This window comes from Bacillus sp. N5-665 (assembly GCF_022637375.2).
GTDB classification, from domain to species: domain Bacteria; phylum Bacillota; class Bacilli; order Bacillales; family Bacillaceae_G; genus Bacillus_A; species Bacillus_A wiedmannii.
Window position 1 is genome coordinate 1,806,855 of the sequence record NZ_CP093325.1, and the last position, 25,537, is coordinate 1,832,391.

Below are 25,537 nucleotides of genomic sequence, written 5' to 3' on the forward strand. Positions count from 1 at the left end.
GAGAAAACATGCTGGACACTTTACTAATAAATATCGGTCAATTACTAACAATGGATCAAGAAGATGGCTTGTTAAGACGGGAAGCGATGAACACGCTTCCTGTTATCGAAAACGGTGCGGTTGGAATTGAAAATGGCGTAATTACTTTCGTTGGAACAGCGGAAGAAGCGAAAGGATTACAAGCGAAAGAAGTTATTGATTGCGGAGGGAAAATGGTTTCTCCTGGTCTTGTTGATCCGCATACTCACCTTGTATTTGGTGGATCTCGTGAAAATGAAATCGCACTAAAATTACAAGGAGTTCCGTACTTAGAAATTTTAGAACAAGGCGGAGGTATTCTTTCAACTGTAAATGCAACGAAACAGGCGTCGAGAGAAGAACTTGTTCAAAAAGCGAAATTCCATTTAGACCGTATGTTATCTTTCGGAGTTACAACTGTAGAAGCGAAGAGTGGTTATGGATTAGATGATGAGACGGAATGGAAACAATTAGAGGCAACTGCACAATTACAAAAAGAGCATCCAATCGATTTAGTTTCCACATTTTTAGGTGCTCATGCAGTTCCGAAAGAGTATAAAGGTAGATCGAAAGAATTTTTACAATGGATGTTAGACCTACTACCAGAAATGAAAGAGAAGCAATTAGCTGAATTCGTTGATATTTTCTGCGAAACAGGTGTGTTCTCTGTCGAAGAATCAAAAGAGTTTTTATTAAAAGCGAAAGAGCTTGGCTTTGATGTGAAAATTCATGCAGATGAAATTGACCCTCTTGGTGGTGCAGAAGCAGCGGCTGAAATTGGTGCAGCATCAGCGGACCATGTAGTGGGCGCTTCTGATAAAGGAATTGAAATGCTTGCAAACTCTAATACAGTAGCTACTTTATTACCAGGAACAACTTTCTATTTAAATAAAGAAAGCTTTGCTCGTGGACGTAAAATGATCGATGAAGGTGTTGCAGTTGCTTTGGCTACAGACTTTAACCCAGGTAGTTGTCCAACTGAGAACATTCAGCTTATTATGAGCATTGCAATGCTCAAGCTGAAAATGACACCAGAAGAAGTTTGGAATGCCGTAACAGTTAATTCTTCTTACGCAATTAATCGAGGTGATGTAGCTGGAAAGATTAGAGTTGGTCGTAAGGCAGATTTAGTTTTATGGGATGCTTACAATTATGCTTACGTACCGTATCATTACGGCGTGAGTCATGTAAATACAGTATGGAAGAATGGTAATATCGCATATACAAGAGGTGAACAATCGTGGAGCACGGCCACTATTTAAAGAAAAATGCAAAGTTTATCGATCGTGAAGTGACGAAATGGAGTGAGATGATTAAAGATTGGGAGGAAGGCTTGGAAATATTCGGTGCTGCCTTAATTGGAGCACCCCTTTCTAAACCATCTATTAGTCATTCAGGAGCAAGTTTTGCGCCAAAAACAATTCGTGCAATGTTAGATGCATATAGCACGTACGCAATTACAGAAGAACATGATATGAAAGAAAGTGTCTTATATGATTGCGGCGATATTACGATGCATGTGACTGATATAAAAGAAAGTCATAAGCGCATTGCGAAAACAGTTGGTCATGTAACGAAAGTAAATCCGAACATGATACCAATCGTTCTTGGTGGTGACCATTCGATTAGTTTTCCAAGTATAACAGGGTTTGCAAATAGTAAAGGGAAGGTCGGTGTTATTCAATTTGATGCCCATCATGATTTACGTAATTTAGATGATGGTGGCCCATCAAATGGTACACCGTTCCGTAGTTTGCTAGAAAATGATGTCATTAAAGGAAAACAACTCGTTCAAATCGGAATTCGTAATTTTTCAAATGCACGAGCGTACCATGAATATGCAAAAAAACATGGCGTGACAGTGTATACAATGAAAGATGTACGAGAGCGACAAATCAAAGATATCATCACAGAAAGTATTGAAGTATTAAGAAATCAAGGCGTGACTTCTATTTACATTTCTCTTGATATGGATGTACTAGATCAAGCATTTGCACCAGGTTGTCCAGCAATTGGTCCTGGCGGTATGGATAGTACGACTTTACTTGATGCGATTGAATTTCTTGGTAAAGAACCGCACGTTCAAGGGATGGATATAGTAGAAATTGATCCAACCCTTGATTTCAGAGATATGACGAGTCGAGTAGCTGCGCAAGTGATTATGAGTTTTCTTTTAGCGAGAGAGACAGTCCGTAAGCAGGTTAGTATATAGGCGTGAAATTAATAGGGAATGTTTAACGATTCAGTATGAAAAACACATTACTACTTATATGTAGTAATGTGTTTTTATGTAAAAAGAGAAGGTGAAATTAGAATGTATATATGTGTGGAAAAGTTAATAAGATTGCGGGTTTTTAATGATATTTTACGAAATTATTTTCTTAGTTCGAAAGGATTGACATTAAAAATAATTTTATGATAAAATAAAAATTTTGCTAAAAAATTGATTGTGTGTTAAGATTGAGAAGGTTACCATATATGGAGGTGGATTATTTGTTTCAAATTGGCGATAACATTGTTTATCCAATGCAGGGAGCAGGTATAATTAAAGCCATAGAAGAGAAGGAAATCACAGGAGAAAAACAACAATATTATGTTATAAAAATGTCGGGTAGTAATATGGAAGTAATGATTCCGGCAGGGAGAATATTGAGCTCAAATATACGACCAGTCACGGATATAACGGCAATAGCACACATATTGGATATTTTTCAACATGGAGAATCTGATAGATTACTTACGTGGAAACAAAGGTATAAATTGAACACTGATAAAATAAAGACGGGTAAAATACAAGAAGGTGCTGAAGTTGTACGTGATTTATTACGTATGCAGAAAGAAAAAGCACTTAATGCAAGCGAAAAGAAAATGTTAGATAACGCACACGAATTTTTGATTAGTGAACTGGGATTAATTGAAGGTATCACGGAAAGTCAAATAAAAAGCTTTTGTTAAGATTCATTACAAATAATGTATTAGATCCCAAAAAAGGTTTTGAATTTTTTGGGAACATAATTATAGAGAATTAATCATTTCAAAGACATTCAATTCTTTCAAACCACTTTTAGAGCATTAACCTCTTTTGTTATTACTACAATCAAATCCATTTTTATTTTTTAAATTCTTTACGAATATTCGAAGTTTAATTAAACACTTCGATAGAATAGTTACTTGATTTTTGCAATCCTGATTCACACTGGCACGGACGAGGAGCCGTAAGGATGAAAGAGAGGTAGGGCTTTCATTGTTTTAGGTTTATAAGTTATTATTTTTAGAAGAATACTGAACCACTCTCACTTCTACTGCTAAGGAATTTTTTATATGTGAAGAGATAATAATTGTTTATATTCTTTATATTAAAGAGATAAATGAATTGTTAGCCATATACGGTCAACTAAAAAGGAGTGTCATATAGTCGAATTATCGACTATATGACAGCTCCTTTTTTCATGGGGATTAGGAACGGATAAATAGAAAAAATACTTTCAACTATGTAGGAGTCTTTTATTCGTTCCTAAAATTTTTGTTTGTATAATAAAAAACAAATGAATGATTGAAACCTCGTAACTGTAAGTTTGAATATAGTACAGTGGAAATCGTTTTTTTTAGTAAATAGTTTGAAAAACAATTACCAATATATTCTATAGTAATAAAACTAGAAGAAAAGAAAACATCCACTTAACAAGTATTTTTCTCATCCACTTACTGAATATAAAAATAGACAGTAAGAGTCTTGAATACCAGAACCCTTAAAGTTAAAAAACAGTTAGTTTTATTATACGAATATTTCTACATAAGAGCGTATAAATTGACGTTACTATCTAAAAGTAAGTATGATGCGATTATAGTAAGAATTTTTTAGGGGGAAGAAAAATGACAAGTTCAAATAATAAAGCAGCAAGTATTTATGAAGGAACAAATATAAACGCTTGGGGATCTTTTGAAAATATTGAAGAAACGAAGTTATTTGACCCGATTCAAATTGGATCTTGGTCTCTTCGTAATCGCATAGCAATGGCACCGATGACAAGATGTTTCGCGAATCATGAAACGGGAGTCGTTGGTACTGATGTAGTCGAGTACTATAGAAAGCGTGCAGCTGATGAAGTTGGATTAATTATTACAGAGGGAATCGTCATTAGCCCAAGAGCAAAAGGGAATCCGGGAGTGCCAGGAATTTATACGCAAGAACAAATCAATTCGTGGAAGCCTGTTACAGAGGCAGTACATAAAGAAGGCGGAACGATTATTGCTCAAATATGGCATGTTGGCCGTATGAGTCATCACGAGATAATTGGTGGGCAAATGCCACAAGCACCGTCTGCTATCGCTGCAGAGGGAAATGTTCCGCGTTTTCGTAAACCGTTCGACATGCCAGAAGCAATGACGTTAGAAGAAATACAAGAGGTGATTGGTCAATACGCACAAGCTGCGAAAAACGCGATCGAAGCTGGATTTGATGGAGTAGAAATTCATGGGGCACACGGATATTTAATCGATCAATTTACTTATGAGTTCGCAAATAAGCGTACTGATAAATACGGCGGAGATTTAAAGCAAAGGCTAACGTTTATGAAAGAAGTAACGGAGGCTGTAATAGAAGCTGTTGGGGCTGATAAAACACTTCTTCGTTTCTCTGCTTTCAAAGGTGATAATCCAACTTATATGTGGGAAAACCCTGAACTTGCAATTGAAATGTTTGTAAATATGTTCAACGAAGTTGGATTAACGATGATTCACCCTTCAACGATGAATTATACGGCAGTTATTGCTGACGGAAAGAATTTTCATCAATTAGTAAGAAAATATTGGGAGGGTACGATTGTAGGAGTAGGGAATTTAAATCCGAAAGAGGCTGAAGAAGCGTTGCAAGAAGGAACAATTGATGTAGTGGCATTCGGAAGACCTTTAATAGCTAATCCAGATTTTGTTCATCGAATTAAAAATGCTGAAAGTTTAGTTGAATATGATGCGAAAGAGCATCTTGCTACATTAATTTGAATAAAGATAAAAGGAGAACACATCAGGTGTTCTCCTTTTATTATGGATTTTCATAGGAGGAAGCGGGATGAGTGAAACGCTACTCGTTATTATTAGTATATTGCTCTTATTGATGTTACTATTAATCATTTTTTTTATTATTACATTTTTTATTAAAAAACGGACGCATCATTCTATATTAAAGTTACATCCATACTTAGGAAGGATGCGTTATTTACTTGAAAAGATAGGACCGGAATTTAGGCAATATTGGTTTGATCATGATACGGATGGAAAGCCCTTTTCACGTTATGATTTTCAAAGTGTAATGTTTCTAGCAAAATACCGTTCAGAAATACTCGGTTTTGGATCAAAACGAGATTTTGATGCATCTGGATATTATATCGCTAATACATTATTTCCGAAATTAACAGATGAATTAAGTGTGAATGTAACGCAAGAACGTGAAGGGAAAAAGTATGTGATTCATAAAGAAGGGTTATTTTCACGAAGAGAAAAATTGACAGCGGATACAACGAATCTTTGGTTATATGAAGAAGACGATGCAATTATCGTCGGTGAAAACCGCAAATATCCGTGGAAGCTACATGGCATGTTTGGGGCATCTGCGACTTCTTACGGTGCGATTGGGGAAAATTATATTTTAGCGAGCGGGTTTGGTGCGAAGATGGCTGGCGGATCGTGGATTAATACTGGCGAAGGTGGCGTTATTCCAGAACATTTACATACAGGTGCGAATATCGTTGCGCAAATTGGTCCAGGATTATTTGGATATCGTGATGAGGATGGTAATTTTTCAATGGAGAAATTTATGGAGAAAGCAAAAGAAAGTAATATTAAAGCATTCGAATTGAAATTTGGGCAAGGTGCGAAAATACGTGGTGGCCATCTAGAAGGACAAAAAGTAAATGAGAAAATTGCTTCTGTTCGGAATGTGCGAGAAGGAGAAACGATTAATTCACCGAATCGATTTCCATTTTTAAAGAATGCAGTAGATACACTTTATTTTATTCAACGTTTGCAAGAAAACGGCGGTAAACCAGTTGGGATGAAGATTGTAATTGGACAGCAGGAACCGTTGGAAGATTTATTCAAAACGATGAAAGAGTTAAATATTTATCCAGATTTCATTACAATTGATGGTTCAGAAGGTGGATCAGGTGCTACGTATAAATCAATGGCAGATAGTATGGGAATACCGCTTATTCCAGCATTACTGACATGTATTGATACAGCGAATCATTACGGTGTTCGGGACAAATTCAAAGTGTTTGCCTCAGGGAAATTAATTACACCAGATAAAGTGGCAATTGCTTTAGCTATTGGTGCAGATGCTGTAAATTCAGCACGTGGATTTATGATGGCAAGTGGCTGTATAATGGCACTTCAATGTAATTCCGGACAATGTCCATCTGGAGTTGCCACGACGAATCCGCACTATCAAAAAGCGCTAGATCCGTATGAGAAGAAATGGCGAGTAATGAATTATGTTGTTAGTATGAGATATAGTTTGTTCTCACTTGCGGCAGCAGCGGGAGTAAAGAGCCCGCGTCATTTAACGAGAGAGCATATTGTGTTTAAAGATGAGGTGGGGCGGGTAGTTCCTCTTTCAGAATTGTTTCCTAGTAGTAAATAGAAGATAAGCTACGTTTAGTAGATTAAAAGTCATACGAAATAATTAGCGAAGAGAGTAAATGCTAACTAGCATTTACTCTCTTTTGATTTAAAATGAAAATAAGTGCTTATTGACAACTAAAAGTAAGTAACTTATAATAAATATTGAATTCAAGATAATTTATTTCCGAATAAAGATTTCAGATGGAGTAAATATTTTTTGGAATTTATCTCGAATTCGAGATAAATTTAGTGATATAGAAGATAATGCGTAATTTCACAACTTATATCTCGAATTGAAGATAAAATCATAACGATGGATTTTACTTTGCAGCATGGACAAAATGAATAATGAATTTTAATGTATAAAATTTTTTAAAATGAAATAAAAAGGGGCGGAGAAAATGGAAAAGAAAACAATGGGAATTCATCACATTACAGCAATCGTAGGACACCCACAAGAAAATGTAGATTTTTATGCTGGTGTGTTAGGTTTACGTTTAGTGAAACAAACAGTGAATTTTGATGATCCAGGCACGTACCATCTTTATTTTGGTAACGAAGGAGGAAAGCCTGGAACAATTATTACGTTTTTCCCATGGGCAGGTGCTCGTGAAGGAATTATTGGTGACGGTCAAGTAAGCATTACGTCTTATGTCGTACCAAAGGGCGCAATGGAGTTTTGGGAAAATAGATTAGAAAAATTCGATATTTCGTATACAAAAATGACTCGATTTGGAGAGCAGTATTTAGAATTTGATGATCCACATGGTTTGCATATAGAATTAGTAGAAAGAGAAGAAGGCGAATTAAATAATTGGACTTTTGGAGAAGTTACGCCAGAAGTAGCAATTAAAGGATTTGGCGGTGCTGTTCTTTTATCTGCACAACCTCAAAAAACAGCTGAATTGTTAGAGCATGTTATGGGTCTTGAGAAAATTGGAGAAGAAGGTGAATTCGTTCGATTCCGTTCTTCTGCTGATATTGGGAATATTATCGACTTGAGGCTATCGACAATCGGGCGTGGCCAAATGGGTGTTGGTACAGTCCACCATATTGCTTGGAGAGCGACTAACGATGATGATCAACTCGACTGGAAAGAACATGTGTCTCGTTTTGGATACCACGTAACTCCTGTACAAGATCGCAATTATTTTAACGCAATTTATTTTAGAGAACACGGGGAAATTTTATTTGAAATTGCAACAGACCCTCCTGGTTTCGCTCATGACGAATCGTTAGAGACGATGGGTGAGGAATTAAAGTTACCAGAGCAATATGAACCACATAGAAAACAAATTGAACAAACACTTTTACCATTTGAAGTGAGAAATTTAGATTAAAGTGATTGAAAGGGGAAAAGGATTATGATGAAACATGTTTTTCAAAAAGGAAAAGATACGTCAAAACCAGTGTTGTTATTACTTCATGGTACAGGAGGCAATGAATTAGATTTATTACCACTTGCAGAAATAATTGATCCAGAAGCATCTGTATTAAGTGTTAGGGGAAATGTATTAGAACAAGGCATGCCACGTTTCTTCCGCCGATTAGCAGAAGGCATTTTTGATGAAGAGGATTTGATTTTCCGTACGAAGGAATTAAATGAGTTTTTAGATGAAGCTGCAAAAACATATGAATTTGATAGAAATAATATTTTAGCTATCGGTTATTCAAATGGAGCAAACATTGCTGCAAGCTTATTATTCCATTACGAAAATGCATTAAAAGGTGCTGTCCTTCATCACCCAATGGTACCTAGAAGAGGAACACAATTGCCTAATTTAGCGGGGAAATCCGTATTTATCGCTGCTGGGACAAATGACCCGATTTGTTCATCAGCGGAGTCAGAGGAATTGAAGGTACTATTAGAGAATGCAAACGCTACTGTTACAATGCATTGGGAAAATAGAGGACATCAATTAACGATGGATGAAGTAGAAAAAGCAAAAGAATGGTATGTCAATACAGTATTATAAAAGTAAAAAAAGAAGCATCTGCTAACAATTAGCAGATGCTTCTTTTTTTACGACTGAATTGCAAGATGAGATGAAGAAAGCGGAAGTTGAATATCAACGATCGTACCTTTATCTAACTCGCTTGAAATGTGTAATTTACCATGATGTTCTTCAATTATTTTGTAACACATCATTAATCCTAGTCCTGTTCCCTTTTCTTTTAAACTATAAAATGGTTCGCCTAAACGAGAGATACGTTCTTCTGGGATACCACAACCTTCATCGATAATCCGTATTAAAATAAAGGTATCATCTAATGGTTTTGTTTGGATGTAAATATTTCCGCCATTTGGCATTGCTTCTATCGCATTTTTTAATATATTTATAAAAACTTGTTTTAATTGGTTACCATCACATTGAATATCATGTTTGTAATCAAAATGATCCATAATGATATGAACACTATGCATAATAGCTGTTGGTAAAATAAATGTAACTACCTCTTCAATTAAAGCTTGTATGTTACAAGTTTGGATAGATAATACTTGTGGTTTAGACATCGCCATAAATTGACTCGTGATAGATTCCATTTGTGAAATCTCACTTAACATAACATCGATATACCATTTCTGCTCCTCATTTATTTCAGGGAGTAGCAATGTTAGAAAACCTTTTAGAGAAGTGAGTGGATTTCGAATTTCATGGGCAATTCCAGCTGTCAGTTGTCCGACTACTGCGAGCTTTTCTGATTTTCGTAATAACTTTTCCGTTTCTTTTAGCTCGGTAACATCTCTTCCCATTACGATAAGACCTTTACGGGAGCCGTCAGGATGATAAAGTGGAACTTTCGATATACTTAAGATTAGATCGAAATCATCTCTATGAATAATAAATTCCTCGCCATGAAGAATTTGTCTTTGTTGCCATGCTAGTTCGTCGACTTCTTCACAATGTAAAAAAGCCTCTCGGTACGCTTCGTTATATTGAATGAGTTCACTATCTTTTTTCCCATGGTAAGGTACATGATGGAAATTGAAACAAGAAAGTGCGTAATCATTTGCCTCAAGCCAGCGCCCCTCATGATCTTTAAATATAACAAACGCAGGCATGGAGTTCACTAATGTACGTAACCTCTTCTCACTTTCTTTTAGCATATTCTCAATTCTTTCTGATTTTTCAAGAGGCTTCATAATAGTATATACGCCAGTTAGACGATTTTGGACAAAAATAGGAACTAGTTTTGTCACGACGTCTAATAAGAATCCACTTTTATGATAAATAGATAAGATATACTCTTGTTGATTATCTGCTTCAGTATTCTTTATATTTTGTAATACTTGCTCAGAAATATGAGCTTCTAAAATAGAGGTAATATTTTTCTGTTCTAATTCTAAAGAATTGTAACCTAATATTCTTTCGGCAGAAGGATTTATATGTAGTATAACTCCCTCTAAATTTAATGAAATAATACTATCAGGATTGTGTTCGAACAGAGATGCGTACATTTCTGTTAATGAACGATCTTGTATATGGTTTCGCAAACGTCTAGAAATGTTCGGATGACGTTTTCTTTGAGTTGATGAATATTTTTTACGACTCATAATAGTTCCTCCGTACAAATAGCATCTAAAAAGATTTGTCTATCCATAACTATAATATAGATGTAATGTGTATTTCTATAAAAAATGGAAGTTATATAATAAATTTTGTTTTCTTTATTTTGGAAAAGTGAGTGTAAGGTCGTAATAAGGGGAGCTTATATTGTTTTATAAATCTTTTGTAAGTTACAGGAGTAGGTTTTCTTTATAACATTAGGGTAGAAGAGGGGGAGAGAAAATGAGAAATTATATTCAAGGTATCGATCATGTGCAAGTAGCTGCGCCTGTAGGGTGTGAAGAAGAAGCACGAGAGTTTTACGGTAATAAAATTGGTATGGAGGAAATAACGAAGCCAGAGGAATTAAAGAAGCGTGGTGGGTGCTGGTTTAAGTGTGGAAATCAAGAGATTCATATCGGAGTTGAGAAAAACTTCAATCCAGCTAAAAAGGCGCATCCAGCTTTTTATGTTTTAAAAATTGATGAATTTAAACAGGAGTTAATAAAGCAAGGCATTGAAGTAATAGATGATCATGCACGGCCAGATGTAATTAGATTTTATGTGTCAGATCCGTTCGGAAATCGAATTGAATTTATGGAAAATAAAAACTAGGTGGAAATCCACCTAGTTTTTTAACCTTTTCTAAACAATCCTAATACTTCAACCGTTTCGGTAATGTTAACGAATGCATGAGGGTCAATTTCGGAAATTGTTAATTTCATACTTGCTAATTCTTCACGAGAAATGACGGTCATAAGTACACGTTTTTTTTCGCTGGAATAAGCACCTTCACCATCAAGTAATGTAATTCCACGTACAACAGTTGAAAGAAGTTGTTTTTTCATTTTTTCTGCTTCATTTGTTACAATCATAAGTGTAACCTTTCGATGTTTCGTATGAATAGCATCGATGACTTTACCAGTTACATAAATTGATAGTAAGCTTGTAAGAGCAACATCCCAAGTGAAGAAGAATCCTGCAATTATTACAACGACTGCATTTAAAATAATAAGGAATCCACCAAGTTTAATGTCTCTTTTTCGAGACAATAGCATACCGATAATATCAAATCCACCAGTTGATCCATTACAGTTAAAAACAAGGCCGATACCAGCTCCAGCAATGACACCACCAAAGATAGATGATAAAAGTGGGTCTGTTGCTACGACTTTTACTGGAACGTAGTATAATGCAACAGATAATACAATAACAGAGATAACAGTGTTAAAAATCACTTTTTTTCCAAGGCCTATGTATCCTAAAATAAGGATAGGTAAGTTTAATACAAAGTTAATAATACCTGTGTTTACAGGCGTTACAATCCCTAAAATAATAGCAATTCCGCCAATTCCACTACTTAAAATTTTGTGGGGGATAAGGAAAAGATTAAATGCAATCGCAATAATAATAGAACCGATAATAACACCAAGAAATCTGACCATCTCTTTCCCGTCCTTCACTAAAAAATTCATATTATTTCAAGATTATATATGATATTGAAAGTTTTGCGTAAAAACAGTTTATTTCGGGAAATTAGATTAATCAAAAGAATTCGAGTATTTTATCATTTGAAAGGGGATACAGATATGAAGGTAAAAACGTATCAACAGAAAAGCCCGTTGAAGCAAGAATGTGAGGATTCTTATTTTTGTAATGAAGAAAAAAAGATGTATGGTGTATGTGATGGTGCAACACCGCTCGTCCCGTTTCGTGATGAAAAGGGACATAATGGAGCATACATCGCTTCGCATTTATTTGCAAGTTATTTTACTTCATTACGTGAAAATCATAGTTTGCAAGTTGCCGTTGCAAAAGCAAATGAAGCATTGCAAAGCAAAATGTTAGAGTATGAAGTAGATACGAGAAAGAAAGAGCATTTGTGGTGTACATGTATTGCGGCAGTTCAAATAGATGGTGAGAAAATTGAATACGCACAGTTAGGGGACTGTATGATTGTTGCAATACTTCAAAATGGAACGATGCAAGTATTAACGCAAGACACGGTTGAAGGAATTAGTAAACGAGCAAAAAAGAAGAGAGAAGAGGATCGTAAAAAAGGGTTATCTGTACCAGAAGAACATGTTTTTCAAGATGTGCGAGAACAGTTAAAATATAATCGTTATCTTGCAAATATGCAGGGCGGGTATTCTGTTGCGAATGGAATGAAAGAAGCGATACATTATTTACAACATGGTGAACTACATATAGATGAAGTGAGCGGGATTTTTATTTGTTCAGACGGATTATTCCATCCAGATTGGCCACTTGAACAAACTGTTGCATATATAAGAAGGAATAGTATAAATGAATATGTAGCAATTATTGAAGAGCTAGAAGAGGAAAAGAGAATAAGACCAGATGATAAAACAATTATGATGATTGATTTTTAAGGGAGGACGTTCAAATGGAAATCAAATGTGTTAATTTAACATTTCAAGATGAATTAGTTCCTTTAGAGAAAGTTAATAAACTGATTATCCACCATACATCCGAAGATGGATGGGATGTGTATAAAACACATGAATTTCATCAAAAAGTAAGAGGATGGAGCGGGATTGGTTACAATTATTTTATTGAAGAAGATGGAACTGTAGTCGAAGGGCGAGGTTTACATATTGGAGCACATGCGAAAGATAATAATAGAGATACAATTGGAATATGTATGACGGGTAATTTTGATAAATATGATCCAACTACCGCACAAATGAATGCATTGTATTCTTTATGTAAAATGTTTATGAAGCAGTTTGTTATAAAGAAAGAAAATATACTCGGTCATAGGGAGCTAGAAGGAGTTACAAAAAGTTGTCCTGGCAATCGCTTTTCTATGGTAGAGTTAAGAAACGTACTATCTTAAATATAGAGGAGTAAGAAATGATGATGAATATAAAAATACCAAATGATAAAAAAGAAGAGCTAGTAGCACAAATTCAGCAATTTTTCGTTGAAGAAGATTTAGATGAAATTGGGCGTTTCCAAGCAGAGCGTTTAATAGAAGAAATGATTAAATTAGTAGGGCCATTTGCATACAATCAAGCGATTGGAGATGCTAGAAAGCTTGTAACAGAGAAACTATCTAATATTGAAGAAGATTTGTATGTGTTAGAGAAGAGTGAAGGGAAGTAAAAAGAGCCATTTTGGCCGTATTCCGTCAATTATAAAATAAGTATTATGCCACGGCTTTTTCCGATGTTCTGTTTGGAAAAGGCCGTGAAGTTGTTTTTTGGCATATAAAATAAAGTTTCTCTTTTTTTTGTCAAAAAGAACCCTAGAACTAAAAACGTTATTCTTTCTTAACAAGCTAGATGAGAAAGAATAACGTTTTTTTAGATTGAGATTAAAAATATATTATCTTAATTTTATCTTTTTTTAATAATTTATTTATGGGCAATTTATAGTTGCTATTTATAATTCCTATATATAACAGCTATGGATACTACGAAAAAGAACTTTGGAGGTGTAACCAATTAGCTGTAATCAAAATGTAAAACATGAATTGCTCACATAGAATCTTCTTTTGGAAGATAAGTGGTGTAATTCTTTGTTAAATGAAGGAAGGGATTGGGAAGTTATGAATAAAACAATTTTAAAAACATGTATCATATCAGCAGTTTTAGGTGGAAGTCTATTAAGTGAAAAAAATGGAGAGGTGAAAGCAGAAGAGGTTACACCACAAACGAATCATACTGGTGTATTCAAAGATGTTCCAAAGGGGCACTGGGCATATGAGGCGATTCATCAATTAACAGGTGAGAAAATCATTTTCGGCTATGATGATGGGAGATTTGGTTTTGGCGATAACGTAACACGCGAACAAGTTGCAGCTTTAATGTATCGTTATTTTAATATGGCAGAAAACAAAAATTATGAGAACCCATATGGGGACGTAAGCGAAGATTCGACAAGCTATATAAAGGAAATTTTATCTTTAACAGAAATGGGCGTTTTTACGGGTGACGAGCATGGGGACTTTAGACCGAAGGCATCCTTAACACGTGCAGAGATGGCACAAGTTCTTACAAATGCTTTTCATTTAAAGGCAAAGAGTGATCATACTTTTAATGACGTTTCAACGAACTCATGGGCAAGAAATGCAATTAGTGCTGTTCAAACAAATAATATTGCAAAAGGAGTAGGAGGAGGGAAATTTGCTCCAAGTATGGATGTGACGCGTGAACAGTACGCACAATTTTTATACAATGTAATACAAGAAACTAAACAAACCGAGCAAACGAAAGGGCAACTACTAGCTAGCATACTTGGTGAAACAAATTGGAAAGGGACAAAAGTCTATGACAAAGATCATAATGATGTAACGAAAGAAAATCAAAATTTCATCGGGCTTGCAAAGTATGATGCTAAAACTGCAAGGTATGAATTTTTTAATGCAAGTACAGGAGAAAGTCGTAATGATAGCGGTACCTTTTTTATAACGAATGATGGAAAGAAAAGAGTGTTAATTTCTGAAACGCAAAATTATCAGGCAGTTGTTGAATTAACGCAATTAGACAAGGAGAAATTTACATATAAAAGAATGGGGAAAGATGCAAAAGGGAACGATGTAGAAGTGTTTGTTGAACATGTTCCTTACCATGAAAAAGAACTTTCTTTCACGCGACCGGATAAAAATTTAGAAATCTCGACAGGGAAAATAGTTACAGACGTTGATGGAGATGAAATTTTATCTAGTACACTATGGAACGGAACGGTGGTATTAGACGAACAGGGTAACAATGTAACAAAATACAACTCAAACTTAATCAGTCTAGCAAAATATGATAAAAATACAAATAAATATGAGTTTTTTAATGTGAACACAGGGGTAAGTCGTGGGGATTATGGTTTCTTCGATGTTGTACATGGGAATAAAATAAGAGCTCACGCTTCGTTAGGAAATAATAAATATGGTGCGGTCCTTGAACTTACAGAGTTAAATAAAGAGAAATTTACGTATACAAGAATCGGGAAAGATGCGAATGGAAAAGATATAAAAATCTTTGTTGAGCACGAACCGTATACAGGCGACCTAAAACCAAATTTCACAAAGTAATCTTTTACTCTAGCAAAGGTATTATGTTGGGGAATGTTGGTAAGGAGAAGCCTCAGTGATTAGGAAGTTATATAGTAGAAGAAAAATAGCTGTTTATAGACAAATAGATGCCTGAAGGCATCTATTTGTCGTTTTAAAATGATTTTACAGGTAAATATAAAATACAAATTCTTTTTTCTCGGATCTAGTAACTCCCTACTTGCACCACCATACATCTTTGTTCTTTTTTATTTATTCTCTTTATGCTCTTTATATTCATGTACTTTCTCTTTTACATTACCAACCGTATCTTTAGCAGTGCCTTTCACTTTATCCCATTTTCCTTCGGCTTGTAATTTTTTGTTGTCAGTTACTTTCCCGACAACTTCTTTTACTTCACCCTTTACCTTATCAATAGCACCTTCTACTTTTTCTTTTAAACCATGATTATGTTTAGTCATACATTTCTCCTCCTTGTAGTTTGATTAGAATTCTCTTTTCATATTGCAAGTTGAATGATGTATCTAGTAATAGCGTAACAAATATAGTTTGAATATTCAAATGATTAATAGGATAGAAAAGGAATTGTCATGAAATGTATAAAATTGTAATGAGAAGAGAAAGAATGTAAATTACATGTCTTTTGCAGTCCATATTGATTTTGTATAAGCAATTTTCATATGGGCACGTTCCATATTATTTTGACTGCCGCTACCGAACCTTGCTTGTCCGACTATTAAATGACAGTTTTTCGCTAGGGCTTTTTCTATTCGTTTTTGAATTAAGGCAGTATGACAGCCTTTACGCTGAAATTCTGGCAAAGTAGCAGAAGCAGCTAATGAAGCAATCCCATTATTTATATACAGGACACCAATGCCTGCAGGAGTATTTTGAACTTCGGCTATGAAAAAATGCCAGCCAGGTTTATTGTAGAGAATTTCGTTATTTTGCCGTACGCCATCTTTTGTAAAGGGTGGCATGTTAAATCCACGTACATATATGTCTGCAAAAATATGAAATTCATTTTCTTTTAGTTGGCGTACTGAAATGTTAGAAGGAAGAAGGGATGGATCTTCTCTCGGTATACTATATAAAGCGGTATGGAAGCTGGATTGGTAAAATCCTTTTTGAGATAAATATTGAAATAATTCAGCTGTACCTTGAGCGGGTGTAATTTCAAAACGACAAGGGATTTGTAGCGATTGATAATAAGAGATGGTTTCATCTATCTCATCTGTATTTGTAAAGGTAACGCCTTTTACTGTGTTAAAAGCAGGACCAGCAATTATTTTTGATGAAAAGGCAGTGGCACTCCCGAACTTTTTCATTTGTACTTGCATTGGATTTTCAGCTAACGCTTGTAGTGCTTTTAGTCTAGAAGAGAGCATATGTATTTCTGCGTTTTCAATTTCTTGAGCTGCATTGAGTGTCATAACTGTACTCATACTATTCCTCCGTCAATAAATATATTTCATAGTATATATACGATGTTTGTTCTGAGATTCCTGTTGAAATGTAAGAGAATAAGAAGTTTTTTGGAAGGGAAATGGAAGTGAACTGTCGAAGGGAGTGGAAACAGATTAAAGGTGGTGCTCTCATGAAACAGAAAGACGTGCAGACATGCTCTAATTGTGGTTCTCATAACATAGGAGAAGGAGAGTTTGTCGGTTATGCACAAATACGGAAAAAGGAGACGATGTTCACATCTTCACCAGTAGATGCTTATATTTGTACAGATTGCGGGAATATCCTTTTATTAAAAGTAAGACATTATGAAAAGTTTAAGCAGAAGCCGTTATGATTATTGAGAAGTGTTTTTATTAGGGGAGTTATTAGGAGTAATATTTTACATATATATGAGTATGCCTTATATAAGGAGATGACAACATATACTGTCGCTATATGACATACAAAAATGTATAGAAGAAATTGTGAATCAATATGAGGAAGAAAAATTAGTCCCTATTGGAATATTTCATATCGAAAACTCCTTTAAATGAATAAGGGAGTTTTTATTTTTTATAACAATAATTACCTTTAATTGTTATAATTAGTTATTAGGGGAGGGTGGTTTATTAACGCCACAATCTTAGGAGAAAAATAGCTAAATCGTATATAAAACCGCTATATAACACAATCGCAACCATAAGTTGACAAAGTGCAACCGCAGGAAGATAGAGATAAGGGCTATGTTTACATACAATTTAGTTAAGAAAACAAAGGGGGACACACATATGGGATTTGGTGAGAAGCTTTTTAAATTAAGAAAAGAAAAGGGGCTTTCTCAAGAAGCATTAGCTGAGAAATTAAACACAACAAGGCAAGCGGTTAGTAAATGGGAAAACGGTCAAGGTTTTCCTGAAACTGAAAAGTTAATAATGATTGGAAATGTATTTGAAGTATCACTCGATTATTTATTAAAAGAAACTGCTGAGCAAAGTAATGAAAATGTGGATGGTTATTATGTAAGTAAGGAAATGGCAGAAGGGTATATAGTATATGGACAAAAAATTTCTAAATATATTGCGTTAGGATTTAGTTTGCTTATTTTATCTACAATACCGTATTTATTATTTAAGGAAGATGCAACACTGTCGACATTCCTTGTCATTATTATTGCTGTTCTTGGAATTGGAGCAATGATGGTATCTGCAACGATAGAAGAGAGTCGATACAATGTATTGAAAAAGGAAGAACTATTATTTGATCAAAACTTTCTAAAAGAATTGACAAAAAGATATGCAATTATTAAGAAAAAGTATGCGGCAGTAATGATCATTGGATTTTGTTTTATAGCCGCAGGCGCAATCCCGTTTTTGCTTGAGAAAAAGCATATCACTTCAGGAGAATTAGTACAGTATCACCCTTATTGTATTGTACTTATTGCTATCGGAGTTTATCTTTTTGTTCGTGTGTTAGGAGTATTAGAGGCGTATCGAATTTTAGTAGAAAATAAAGAATATAGTAATCGTCTTATTTTTAAACTGAAAAAGAAAGTGAGAGAAAAAGTGGATAATTTTTAATAGGAGAAAACATATTTTTATTAAAAGTTAAGATAGGAGTGTAATGATGTCAAATCTTCTAGAAATTGTAAATTTAAGTAAAGCATTTGGAAATAAAGTTGTTTTAAGAGATGTTTCCTTCAATGTGCGGTCTGGATCAATTGTTGGATTCATTGGTAACAATGGAGCTGGGAAATCAACAACCTTTAAAACAGTATTACAATTAATTTCTAAAGATAATGGTACAGTAAAAATATTTGGTAAAGAAAATATAAATAAAGATGCCAAGATTAAGGAAAAGATAGGAGTCGTATTTGATGCTATGAATCTACCGGCTCATCTTACGATAAAGCAACTAAACAAAGTTTTTGAAAAGATGTTTGAATCTTGGGATCAAGATAATTTTTATCGATTAGTTCATTCTTTCTCTTTACCTACTAATGAGAAAGTAGGTAAATTCTCGCGTGGAATGTCAATGAAACTAACTATAGCTGTTGCGCTGTCACATAATGCAAAATTATTAATCCTAGATGAAGCGACGGGAGGTCTCGATCCTTCATCTAGAGAGGAGGTGTTGGAGGAATTAAAAAGTTTTGTGAGTAAAAATAATGGTGGTATACTACTTTCTTCTCATATTATGAGTGATGTAGAAAAAATAGCTAGCCATCTTATCATTATAAAAGATGGAGAAATTTTATTGAATGAAGAAAAGGATAAGGTTTTGGACAATTATGCCATTGTAGATGTTGATGAGGAACAACTAACTTTAATTAACAAAGATATAGTTGTGGTGAAAAGGAATAATGGTTCTTATTTCAATGTACTTGTATCAGATGTGCATAAACTACCAAATGGGATTGCTCATAGAACCATTTCGATAGAAGAAATGAGTGTCTTATTAACGAGGAGTGAAAAATAAATGAGAGGTTTATTATTGACAAACTATTATCTAGTGTATCGAACTTTCTTTATGTTCATGGGAATAGCGATATTAGGAGCAGGATTCGTTTTTTATTTTGGTGATGCTTCAATGTACCGTTTAATTGCTACGTTTATTATCTTTTTTGCTGCGATTCCTGCACTTGAAGTTATTAAATATGAGAGTAAGTCAGGTTATGAAAAGTATGTACTTACTTTACCGGTTACTAGAAATAACATTGTACAAAGTCACTACCTTTTCTATTTTTTAGTTGTAATCATTGGTACTGTATTATCATATGGCATATTTTATGTACATGGTTTCATTTCAGATACACCAATTGATGATGGTATATTTAATAGTGTTTCTTTAGGGACCTTCATCATTCTTAATGCTGGAGCGATAGCCTATCCACTCCTGTATGTTTTTGGAGCAGAAAAATCTGATGCTATTACAATTGGAGGCGCATGTGGGGGACTTGTTACTTATTTTGGATTACAAAGTGTAATTGGATATCTAATAGAACAATTTCCAATATCAAATTTAAATTCATCTGTATACGTTTCAATTCTATATACAATATTTGGCGTTATCATATATATCTTTTCTTATTTCATTTCGGTATTTATATATCGTAAGAAGGAATTTTAATATATTTTCTCTTAGTATTTTCTGAATTATTTCCAAAGAAATAATTCAGAAAATACAGAAAAATGTCGTGATTATTCGTAAAAGTCTGTTATAATAAACGAAAAATGAAAACGCTTTAAAGGGGGATGTAACCAATATGATGATGAATGTACCGCTAACAATTAGTTCTATGATGGAAAGAGCAGAGAAACTGTTTTCGAAGAAAGAAATTGTTTCACGGACACATGATACAGTTACGACGTTAACGTATAAGCAGTTAGGTGAAAGGACGAGAAGACTTTCAAGTGCGCTAAAAAAATTAGGAATTAAAGAAGGCGAGCGTATAGGAACGTTAGCGTGGAATCATCATCGACATGTGGAAGCGTATTTTGCTATTCCTGGTATTGCTTCCGTTTTACACACAATTAATATTCGTTTATCTCCTCAACATATTTCATACATTATTCAGCACGCAGAAGATCGCATTCTACTTATAGATGAAGATCTCGTACCACTCGTTGAAAATATTCAATCGCAATTATCAACTGTACAAGCCTACATTATTATGACTGATAAAGATGAACTTCCCAATACTACGCTAGAACCTGTATATCATTATGAAAAGCTATTAGAAGAAGGCGATCCAACTTTCCAATTTGTAAAAGATATTGATGAAAATACACCTGCTGGTATGTGTTATACGTCAGCGACTACAGGAAACCCAAAAGGTGTTGTATATACGCATCGTAGTACTGTACTACATTGTATGGCACTCGGTTTAGCGGATACAGCTGCTTTATCGGAAAGTGATGCGGCGATGGCAATTGTACCGATGTTCCATGTGAACGCTTGGGGGCTTCCTTTTGCAGCTACTTGGTTTGGAACTAAACAAGTTCTGCCAGGACCAATGTTTACTCCAAAAATTTTATTAGAGATGATTCAAGCTGAAAAAGTAACGATAGCAGCAGGTGTGCCGACAATTTGGCTCGGTGTATTACAAGAATTAGAAAATAATAGTTACGATTTATCTAGTATAACGAGAATATTATGCGGTGGTGCTGCTGCACCGAAAAGCGTTATTAAAGCATTTGAACAAAAATATAATGTTCCTTTCGTACATGCATATGGTATGACTGAAACAAGCCCACTCGTAACACTTGCACGTTTAAAAAGTTATGAAACAGAATTATCATATGAAGAGCAATTAGAAATCCGCTCAAAACAAGGATATCTTGTCCCTGGTGTAGAGATGAAAGTAGTCGGTACAAACGGTGAAGTGAAGTGGGATGGTACTGAGATGGGAGAGTTATGTTTACGAGCACCTTGGATCGCTGAAAGCTATTATAACGATGATCGTACTGTCGAAGGATTCCGAGACGGTTGGTTATATACTGGTGATGTTGTTACAGTTGATGAGGAAGGCTGCGTGAAAATTGTTGATCGTACGAAAGATGTTATTAAAAGCGGAGGTGAGTGGATTTCTTCAGTTGACCTTGAAAATGCATTAATGGCACATGATGCTATATTTGAAGCAGCTGTCGTTGCCGTTCCTCATCCGCAGTGGCAAGAGCGACCAATTGCCTGCGTCGTTCAAAAGAAAAATAGTACAGTAACAAAAGAAGAAATATATGAGTTTTTAAAACCACAGTTTGCGAAGTGGTGGTTACCAGACGATATTGTATTTATGGAAGAAATACCGAAAACATCTGTTGGGAAGTTTTTAAAACAGGCGCTTCGGAAAGAACTTGAGCATTTGTATAAAGAGAAATAATTGAAAAATTGTAAACCTATATTTGAAATGAGTTGACAAAGACTAAATAGAAAGATATTATAACTCCTATAATATGTTATCTAAAAATCGTTTTAAGTTTACAATAGGAGAAGCAAATATGAATACAAAAAACTTAGTTTTCGTCGCTTTATTTAGTTCTATTATGGGAGTGTTAGGGTTAATACCTCCAATTGCTCTTGCTATTACACCAGTTCCGATTACATTACAATCACTCGGTGTTATGCTTGCTGGTGGATTATTAGGATCACGTCTTGGTGCGTTAAGTCAGCTTATTTTCTTACTTATAGTTGGAGTTGGAGCACCATTACTTGCTGGTGGACGCGGTGGTCCAGGCGTATTTGTTGGGCCAAGTGCAGGATATTTACTTGGTTATATCGTTGGAGCGTTTGTCATTGGTTATTTAATTGAGCGTTTACGTGAAGTTTCTATAATAAAGGTATTATGTATTAATATAATTGGTGGTATTTTCGTAGTTTATGTATTTGGTATTATTGTACAAGCCTTCTTTATGGATGTTTCTATATGGCAGACGATGAAAGTAAGTGCCGTATTTTTACCAGGTGATTGCATAAAAGCGATTATAGCAGCAATTCTTGTAACGAAATTACATCGTTCATTGAAACATATTATTACGCCTGCTCTCAAGAGTGGGAAATATACAAATGCGGGATAAGAAAGAGAAGAAACACGTTTATTGCGTGTTTCTTTTTATTATTTTGTAAAGAAAGGACGTCTCAAATGGGGATTACAAAAGAATATAAAAAGTATGCCTCTTTACAAACAAATAAAATAGCAATAAAGGAAAATGATCGAGTATTAACATATAAAGAGTGGTTTGAGTCAGTATGTAAAGTAGAAAACTGGTTGAATGAAAAAGAATCGCAGAATAAAACGATAGCAATTGTATTAGAAAATAGTATGGAGTTTTTACAACTATTTGCTGGTGCTGCTATGGCCGGATGGGTTTGTGTGCCGTTAGATATAAAGTGGAAAGAGGATGAGCTCAAAGAAAGAATTGCGATCAGTAACCCGGCTATGATTGTGACAGAGCGATATAAGGTAAATGATCTACCGGATGAAGAAGGAAGAGTAATTGAAATTGATGAGTGGAAAAGAATGATAGAGAACTATCTTCCTACATATAATCCTGTAGAAAGTGTACAAAATGCTCCGTTTTATATGGGATTTACATCAGGATCGACTGGAAAGGCAAAAGCATTTTTACGTGCACAAAAATCGTGGGTTCATAGTTTTGATTGCAATATACATGACTTCCATATGAAAAAAGAAGATTCTATTTTAATAGCTGGGACGCTCGTTCATTCTCTTTTTTTATACGGTGCAATAAGTGCATTATATGTAGGGCAAACGGTGCATATTATGAAAAAGTTTATTCCAGATCAAGTGCTGGATAAGTTAGAAACGGAACACGTTTCGGTCATGTATACAGTTCCGACAATGCTAGAATCTTTATATAAAGAAAATAGAGTAATAGAAAATGGAATGAAAATTATTTCGTCAGGAACGAAATGGGAAGCTGAAGCGAAAGAAAAAATAAAGATTATATTTCCTTATGCGCAAAAATATGAATTTTACGGTGCATCGGAACTAAGTTTTGTAACAGCACTAGTTGATGAAGAGAGTGATAGAAGGCCAAATTCAGTAGGAAAACCTTGTCACAATGTGCAAGTTCGAATATGTAACGAAGCAGGAGAAGAAGTACAGAAAGGCGAGATAGGAACTGTTTATGTGAAAAGTGATCAGTTTTTTATGGGCTACATATTGGATAAGGTTTTAGTTCCAGAGTTGACTGCGGATGGCTGGATGACAGTGCGAGATGTAGGTTATGAAGATGAAGAAGGCTTTATATATATAGTAGGTAGAGAGAAGAATATGATTTTATTTGGAGGAATTAATATTTTCCCAGAAGAAATAGAAAGTGTATTACATGAACATACAGCTGTTGATGAAATAGTTGTAGTTGGCGTGAAAGATAGTTATTGGGGTGAAAAACCTGTCGCCATCGTAAAAGGAAGTGCTACGAAGCAACAATTAAAAAGTTTTTGCTTACAACGATTATCCTCGTTTAAAATACCGAAAGAATGGCATTTTGTAGATGAAATACCGTATACAAATAGCGGGAAAATCGCTCGTATTGCAGCAAAAAATATGATTGAAAACCTGGAGAAAATATATGAATAGAGCGGTTATTGTAGAAGCAAAAAGGACACCTATTGGTAAGAAGAATGGGATGTTGAAAGATTATGAAGTTCAGCAATTAGTAACGCCGCTTCTTACGTTTTTAAGTAAAGGAATTGAGAGAGAAATAGACGATGTCATATTAGGGAATATTGTGGGGCCGGGAGGGAATGTTGCGAGATTATCTGCTTTAGAAGCAGGACTTGGCTATCATATTCCTGGTGTAACGATTGACCGGCAATGTGGTGCCGGATTGGAAGCGATTCGTACTGCATGTCATTTCATTCAAGGCGGCGCAGGTAATTGTTATATTGCAGGAGGAGTAGAGAGTACAAGTACATCACCTTTTCAAAATAGAGCGCGATTTTCACCAGAAACAATTGGTGATCCTAATATGGGAGTGGCAGCTGAATATGTTGCAGAGCGTTATAATATAACGCGAGAAATGCAAGACGAGTATGCTTGCCTTAGTTATAAACGGACACTGCAAGCAGTAGAAAATGGATATTTACAAGATGAAATACTTTCTTTTAATGGATCTTTAGATGAGTCTATAAAACGAGAAATGAAGTATGAAAGAATGATTAAAAGAACTAAGCCCGCATTTTTACAAAATGGTACAGTAACGGCAGGTAATTCGTGCGGTGTAAATGATGGGGCATGTGCCGTTCTTGTAATGGAAGAGGGGCAAGCCCGAAAATTAGGATATAAGCCTGTACTTCGTTTCGTTCGTAGTGTTGTAGTTGGAGTGGATCCAAATCTTCCGGGGACTGGTCCGATATTTGCGGTGAACAAATTATTAAATGAAATGAATATGAAAGTAGAGGACATCGATTATTTTGAAATAAATGAAGCATTTGCTTCAAAGGTTGTTGCTTGTGCAAAGGAGTTACAAATTCCTTTCGAAAAATTAAATGTAAATGGTGGTGCAATTGCGCTAGGTCATCCGTACGGTGCATCTGGAGCTATGCTTGTGACACATTTGTTTTATCAAGCGAAAAGAGAGCATATGAAATATGGAATTGCGACGTTAGGAATTGGTGGTGGAATAGGGCTTGCGCTATTATTTGAGAAAGTGGAAAACTAGAAAGGGACTAGTTTTCTACTTTTTGAGGAACATAAGCATTGCTACCAGGTTTTGCTTTTATTTCATTCCAAGCAGCGATAGCATCAGCTTTTGATTTCCCTTTGTTATTTGGATCTTCGAAAAAGTCGCGAGTGAAACGATTGTATTCAAACTGCGCGCTAATAGTTGTTTTGTATGTAGGATCTTTTTTTCGTTCGTTTTCTTCATACCAAAACGTTAGCGCGTCTTCATATGTTTTTCCGACATTCTCTTTAAAAAACTTTTGAAGAGCTACTGTAAATCGGAAGTTTGCTCCGATTTTTTCTTTGAAAAAAGCACGAACATCTTCGCTGCAGCGGTGATTGTTAGTAATAATCGTTTGAAGAGAAAGTTCTTTATAAGAGAGGGAAGCTTTACTCACCTTTTGACTAGAGCTGTTTTTTAATATTTTACCAGTATGTAAATAATGTGAGATACGCTCGGTTATTTCAATCTTAGAGCCACTAGCTGGCAAACCATGCTCACGACAAAATGTTTGGAGTTCTGCTTTTAACCAATAAAAGTTTTGGAAATCTTCAAGTGATATAGACTTTGTTAAAGGTGGACGCATAGATGTAACAACTTCTTTCTTCCATAATTTTCTTTAATTATAAAACGTATGTTCTTTTTGTGGAAGGGTTAATTTGTAAATATAACGGGAAGAGGAGATTACA

Annotated in this window: 25 protein-coding genes and 1 pseudogene; 21 read left to right on the forward strand and 5 right to left on the reverse strand. The window is 34.9% G+C overall.

Features of this window, described 5'->3' with window-relative positions:
- The first annotated feature begins 8 nt into the window (after nt 1–8).
- The 7 genes from hutI to MNO09_RS11885 all read left to right on the forward strand — a co-directional run bounded on the left by hutI (nt 9) and on the right by MNO09_RS11885 (nt 8,612).
- Nucleotides 9–1,280, forward strand: coding sequence for an imidazolonepropionase (gene hutI, locus MNO09_RS11855; RefSeq protein ID WP_241950160.1), 1,272 nt, complete (start codon nt 9–11; stop codon nt 1,278–1,280).
- Entirely contained in the window at nt 1,259–2,230 is a 972-nt protein-coding gene (gene hutG, locus MNO09_RS11860) for a formimidoylglutamase (protein ID WP_000399819.1), read from the forward strand. Before hutI ends, hutG begins: the two co-directional genes overlap by 22 nt.
- 281 nt (nt 2,231–2,511) lie before the next feature.
- Nucleotides 2,512–2,973 (forward strand): CarD family transcriptional regulator, encoded by a 462-nt coding sequence (locus MNO09_RS11865; protein ID WP_170771247.1) that lies wholly within the window; start codon nt 2,512–2,514, stop codon nt 2,971–2,973.
- Between the two features lie 918 nt (nt 2,974–3,891).
- Nucleotides 3,892–5,019, forward strand: coding sequence for an alkene reductase (locus tag MNO09_RS11870; protein ID WP_000204412.1), 1,128 nt, complete (start codon nt 3,892–3,894; stop codon nt 5,017–5,019).
- Nucleotides 5,020–5,086: 67 nt separating this feature from the next.
- Nucleotides 5,087–6,655, forward strand: a complete 1,569-nt coding sequence (locus MNO09_RS11875) for an FMN-binding glutamate synthase family protein (RefSeq protein WP_000005190.1) — start codon at nt 5,087–5,089, stop codon at nt 6,653–6,655.
- A 382-nt stretch (nt 6,656–7,037) separates the two neighbouring features.
- Entirely contained in the window at nt 7,038–7,976 is a 939-nt protein-coding gene (locus MNO09_RS11880) for a ring-cleaving dioxygenase (RefSeq protein ID WP_088107043.1), read from the forward strand.
- 24 nt (nt 7,977–8,000) lie between these two features.
- Nucleotides 8,001–8,612: an alpha/beta hydrolase gene (locus MNO09_RS11885; RefSeq protein WP_000975460.1), complete on the forward strand. Its 612-nt coding sequence runs from the start codon at nt 8,001–8,003 to the stop codon at nt 8,610–8,612.
- Between the two features lie 47 nt (nt 8,613–8,659).
- On the opposite strand, the gene MNO09_RS11890 is transcribed toward MNO09_RS11885, so the two are convergent.
- Complete coding sequence (locus tag MNO09_RS11890) at nt 8,660–10,192, reverse strand: BA3702 family sensor histidine kinase (RefSeq protein WP_000087690.1); 1,533 nt, start codon at nt 10,190–10,192, stop codon at nt 8,660–8,662.
- A gap of 235 nt (nt 10,193–10,427) precedes the next feature.
- Here MNO09_RS11890 and MNO09_RS11895 point away from each other — a divergent pair, with 235 nt between their 5' ends.
- The gene (locus MNO09_RS11895) at nt 10,428–10,799 is read left to right on the forward strand and encodes a VOC family protein (protein WP_001246940.1); all 372 of its coding nucleotides are present in this window, start codon (nt 10,428–10,430) and stop codon (nt 10,797–10,799) included.
- A 20-nt stretch (nt 10,800–10,819) separates the two neighbouring features.
- On the opposite strand, the gene MNO09_RS11900 is transcribed toward MNO09_RS11895, so the two are convergent.
- Nucleotides 10,820–11,629: a YitT family protein gene (locus MNO09_RS11900; RefSeq protein ID WP_000251341.1), complete on the reverse strand. Its 810-nt coding sequence runs from the start codon at nt 11,627–11,629 to the stop codon at nt 10,820–10,822.
- Between the two features lie 144 nt (nt 11,630–11,773).
- Between MNO09_RS11900 and MNO09_RS11905 the strand changes: the two genes are divergently transcribed.
- From MNO09_RS11905 to MNO09_RS11920, 4 genes are all read left to right on the forward strand, one after another.
- On the forward strand, nt 11,774–12,577 hold the full coding sequence (locus MNO09_RS11905; protein WP_000865497.1) for a protein phosphatase 2C domain-containing protein: 804 nt from the start codon (nt 11,774–11,776) through the stop codon (nt 12,575–12,577).
- Nucleotides 12,578–12,591: 14 nt separating this feature from the next.
- Nucleotides 12,592–13,044: a peptidoglycan recognition protein family protein gene (locus MNO09_RS11910; protein ID WP_000402968.1), complete on the forward strand. Its 453-nt coding sequence runs from the start codon at nt 12,592–12,594 to the stop codon at nt 13,042–13,044.
- 17 nt (nt 13,045–13,061) lie between these two features.
- Nucleotides 13,062–13,313, forward strand: coding sequence for a DUF2164 domain-containing protein (locus tag MNO09_RS11915; protein ID WP_001983516.1), 252 nt, complete (start codon nt 13,062–13,064; stop codon nt 13,311–13,313).
- A 445-nt stretch (nt 13,314–13,758) separates the two neighbouring features.
- The gene (locus MNO09_RS11920) at nt 13,759–15,237 is read left to right on the forward strand and encodes a DUF4822 domain-containing protein (RefSeq protein ID WP_002096386.1); all 1,479 of its coding nucleotides are present in this window, start codon (nt 13,759–13,761) and stop codon (nt 15,235–15,237) included.
- 227 nt (nt 15,238–15,464) lie between these two features.
- Here the strand turns inward: MNO09_RS11920 and MNO09_RS11925 are convergent, their stop codons facing one another.
- Together MNO09_RS11925 and MNO09_RS11930 are read right to left on the reverse strand one after the other, a co-directional pair.
- Nucleotides 15,465–15,677, reverse strand: coding sequence for a CsbD family protein (locus MNO09_RS11925; RefSeq protein WP_000160658.1), 213 nt, complete (start codon nt 15,675–15,677; stop codon nt 15,465–15,467).
- A 171-nt stretch (nt 15,678–15,848) separates the two neighbouring features.
- Nucleotides 15,849–16,661, reverse strand: coding sequence for a GNAT family N-acetyltransferase (locus MNO09_RS11930; RefSeq protein ID WP_000108767.1), 813 nt, complete (start codon nt 16,659–16,661; stop codon nt 15,849–15,851).
- A 152-nt stretch (nt 16,662–16,813) separates the two neighbouring features.
- Here MNO09_RS11930 and MNO09_RS11935 point away from each other — a divergent pair, with 152 nt between their 5' ends.
- The 9 genes and pseudogenes from MNO09_RS11935 to MNO09_RS11970 all read left to right on the forward strand — a co-directional run bounded on the left by MNO09_RS11935 (nt 16,814) and on the right by MNO09_RS11970 (nt 24,845).
- Nucleotides 16,814–17,017 carry a hypothetical protein gene (locus MNO09_RS11935; RefSeq protein ID WP_000810206.1) on the forward strand — a complete coding sequence of 68 codons (204 nt, stop codon included), beginning with the start codon at nt 16,814–16,816 and terminating at the stop codon, nt 17,015–17,017.
- Between the two features lie 3 nt (nt 17,018–17,020).
- Nucleotides 17,021–17,189, forward strand: a pseudogene (locus MNO09_RS31005) (GNAT family N-acetyltransferase); the annotation flags it as partial.
- Between the two features lie 261 nt (nt 17,190–17,450).
- Nucleotides 17,451–18,239, forward strand: a complete 789-nt coding sequence (locus tag MNO09_RS11940; RefSeq protein WP_000505612.1) for a helix-turn-helix domain-containing protein — start codon at nt 17,451–17,453, stop codon at nt 18,237–18,239.
- Between the two features lie 46 nt (nt 18,240–18,285).
- Nucleotides 18,286–19,137, forward strand: coding sequence for an ABC transporter ATP-binding protein (locus MNO09_RS11945; protein WP_241950161.1), 852 nt, complete (start codon nt 18,286–18,288; stop codon nt 19,135–19,137).
- Nucleotides 19,138–19,788 (forward strand): ABC-2 transporter permease, encoded by a 651-nt coding sequence (locus tag MNO09_RS11950; protein WP_001214691.1) that lies wholly within the window; start codon nt 19,138–19,140, stop codon nt 19,786–19,788.
- 136 nt (nt 19,789–19,924) lie between these two features.
- The gene (locus MNO09_RS11955) at nt 19,925–21,538 is read left to right on the forward strand and encodes a long-chain fatty acid--CoA ligase (RefSeq protein ID WP_000980197.1); all 1,614 of its coding nucleotides are present in this window, start codon (nt 19,925–19,927) and stop codon (nt 21,536–21,538) included.
- Nucleotides 21,539–21,656: 118 nt separating this feature from the next.
- Nucleotides 21,657–22,232: a biotin transporter BioY gene (locus MNO09_RS11960; protein WP_001093321.1), complete on the forward strand. Its 576-nt coding sequence runs from the start codon at nt 21,657–21,659 to the stop codon at nt 22,230–22,232.
- A 65-nt stretch (nt 22,233–22,297) separates the two neighbouring features.
- Nucleotides 22,298–23,761 carry an acyl-CoA synthetase gene (locus tag MNO09_RS11965; protein ID WP_241950162.1) on the forward strand — a complete coding sequence of 488 codons (1,464 nt, stop codon included), beginning with the start codon at nt 22,298–22,300 and terminating at the stop codon, nt 23,759–23,761.
- Complete coding sequence (locus MNO09_RS11970; RefSeq protein ID WP_001077993.1) at nt 23,754–24,845, forward strand: acetyl-CoA C-acyltransferase; 1,092 nt, start codon at nt 23,754–23,756, stop codon at nt 24,843–24,845. The genes MNO09_RS11965 and MNO09_RS11970 overlap by 8 nt, the downstream gene beginning before the upstream one ends.
- A gap of 7 nt (nt 24,846–24,852) precedes the next feature.
- On the opposite strand, the gene MNO09_RS11975 is transcribed toward MNO09_RS11970, so the two are convergent.
- Complete coding sequence (locus tag MNO09_RS11975; protein WP_001247733.1) at nt 24,853–25,434, reverse strand: DUF6434 domain-containing protein; 582 nt, start codon at nt 25,432–25,434, stop codon at nt 24,853–24,855.
- Between the last annotated feature and the right edge of the window lie 103 nt (nt 25,435–25,537).

Excerpts from the sequence above, each read along its gene's own strand:
- hutI (WP_241950160.1), top strand. The coding sequence starts at position 9 with ATGCTGGACACTTTACTAATAAATATCGGTCAATTACTAACAATGGAT.
- MNO09_RS11870 (WP_000204412.1), top strand. The coding sequence starts at position 3,892 with ATGACAAGTTCAAATAATAAAGCAGCAAGTATTTATGAAGGAACAAAT.
- MNO09_RS11875 (WP_000005190.1), top strand. The coding sequence starts at position 5,087 with ATGAGTGAAACGCTACTCGTTATTATTAGTATATTGCTCTTATTGATG.
- MNO09_RS11880 (WP_088107043.1), top strand. The coding sequence starts at position 7,038 with ATGGAAAAGAAAACAATGGGAATTCATCACATTACAGCAATCGTAGGA.
- MNO09_RS11885 (WP_000975460.1), top strand. The coding sequence starts at position 8,001 with ATGATGAAACATGTTTTTCAAAAAGGAAAAGATACGTCAAAACCAGTG.
- MNO09_RS11890 (WP_000087690.1), bottom strand. The coding sequence starts at position 10,192 with ATGAGTCGTAAAAAATATTCATCAACTCAAAGAAAACGTCATCCGAAC.
- MNO09_RS11895 (WP_001246940.1), top strand. The coding sequence starts at position 10,428 with ATGAGAAATTATATTCAAGGTATCGATCATGTGCAAGTAGCTGCGCCT.
- MNO09_RS11900 (WP_000251341.1), bottom strand. The coding sequence starts at position 11,629 with ATGGTCAGATTTCTTGGTGTTATTATCGGTTCTATTATTATTGCGATT.
- MNO09_RS11905 (WP_000865497.1), top strand. The coding sequence starts at position 11,774 with ATGAAGGTAAAAACGTATCAACAGAAAAGCCCGTTGAAGCAAGAATGT.
- MNO09_RS11910 (WP_000402968.1), top strand. The coding sequence starts at position 12,592 with ATGGAAATCAAATGTGTTAATTTAACATTTCAAGATGAATTAGTTCCT.
- MNO09_RS11915 (WP_001983516.1), top strand. The coding sequence starts at position 13,062 with ATGATGATGAATATAAAAATACCAAATGATAAAAAAGAAGAGCTAGTA.
- MNO09_RS11920 (WP_002096386.1), top strand. The coding sequence starts at position 13,759 with ATGAATAAAACAATTTTAAAAACATGTATCATATCAGCAGTTTTAGGT.
- MNO09_RS11925 (WP_000160658.1), bottom strand. The coding sequence starts at position 15,677 with ATGACTAAACATAATCATGGTTTAAAAGAAAAAGTAGAAGGTGCTATT.
- MNO09_RS11930 (WP_000108767.1), bottom strand. The coding sequence starts at position 16,661 with ATGAGTACAGTTATGACACTCAATGCAGCTCAAGAAATTGAAAACGCA.
- MNO09_RS11935 (WP_000810206.1), top strand. The coding sequence starts at position 16,814 with ATGAAACAGAAAGACGTGCAGACATGCTCTAATTGTGGTTCTCATAAC.
- MNO09_RS11940 (WP_000505612.1), top strand. The coding sequence starts at position 17,451 with ATGGGATTTGGTGAGAAGCTTTTTAAATTAAGAAAAGAAAAGGGGCTT.
- MNO09_RS11945 (WP_241950161.1), top strand. The coding sequence starts at position 18,286 with ATGTCAAATCTTCTAGAAATTGTAAATTTAAGTAAAGCATTTGGAAAT.
- MNO09_RS11950 (WP_001214691.1), top strand. The coding sequence starts at position 19,138 with ATGAGAGGTTTATTATTGACAAACTATTATCTAGTGTATCGAACTTTC.
- MNO09_RS11955 (WP_000980197.1), top strand. The coding sequence starts at position 19,925 with ATGATGATGAATGTACCGCTAACAATTAGTTCTATGATGGAAAGAGCA.
- MNO09_RS11960 (WP_001093321.1), top strand. The coding sequence starts at position 21,657 with ATGAATACAAAAAACTTAGTTTTCGTCGCTTTATTTAGTTCTATTATG.
- MNO09_RS11965 (WP_241950162.1), top strand. The coding sequence starts at position 22,298 with ATGGGGATTACAAAAGAATATAAAAAGTATGCCTCTTTACAAACAAAT.
- MNO09_RS11970 (WP_001077993.1), top strand. The coding sequence starts at position 23,754 with ATGAATAGAGCGGTTATTGTAGAAGCAAAAAGGACACCTATTGGTAAG.
- MNO09_RS11975 (WP_001247733.1), bottom strand. The coding sequence starts at position 25,434 with ATGCGTCCACCTTTAACAAAGTCTATATCACTTGAAGATTTCCAAAAC.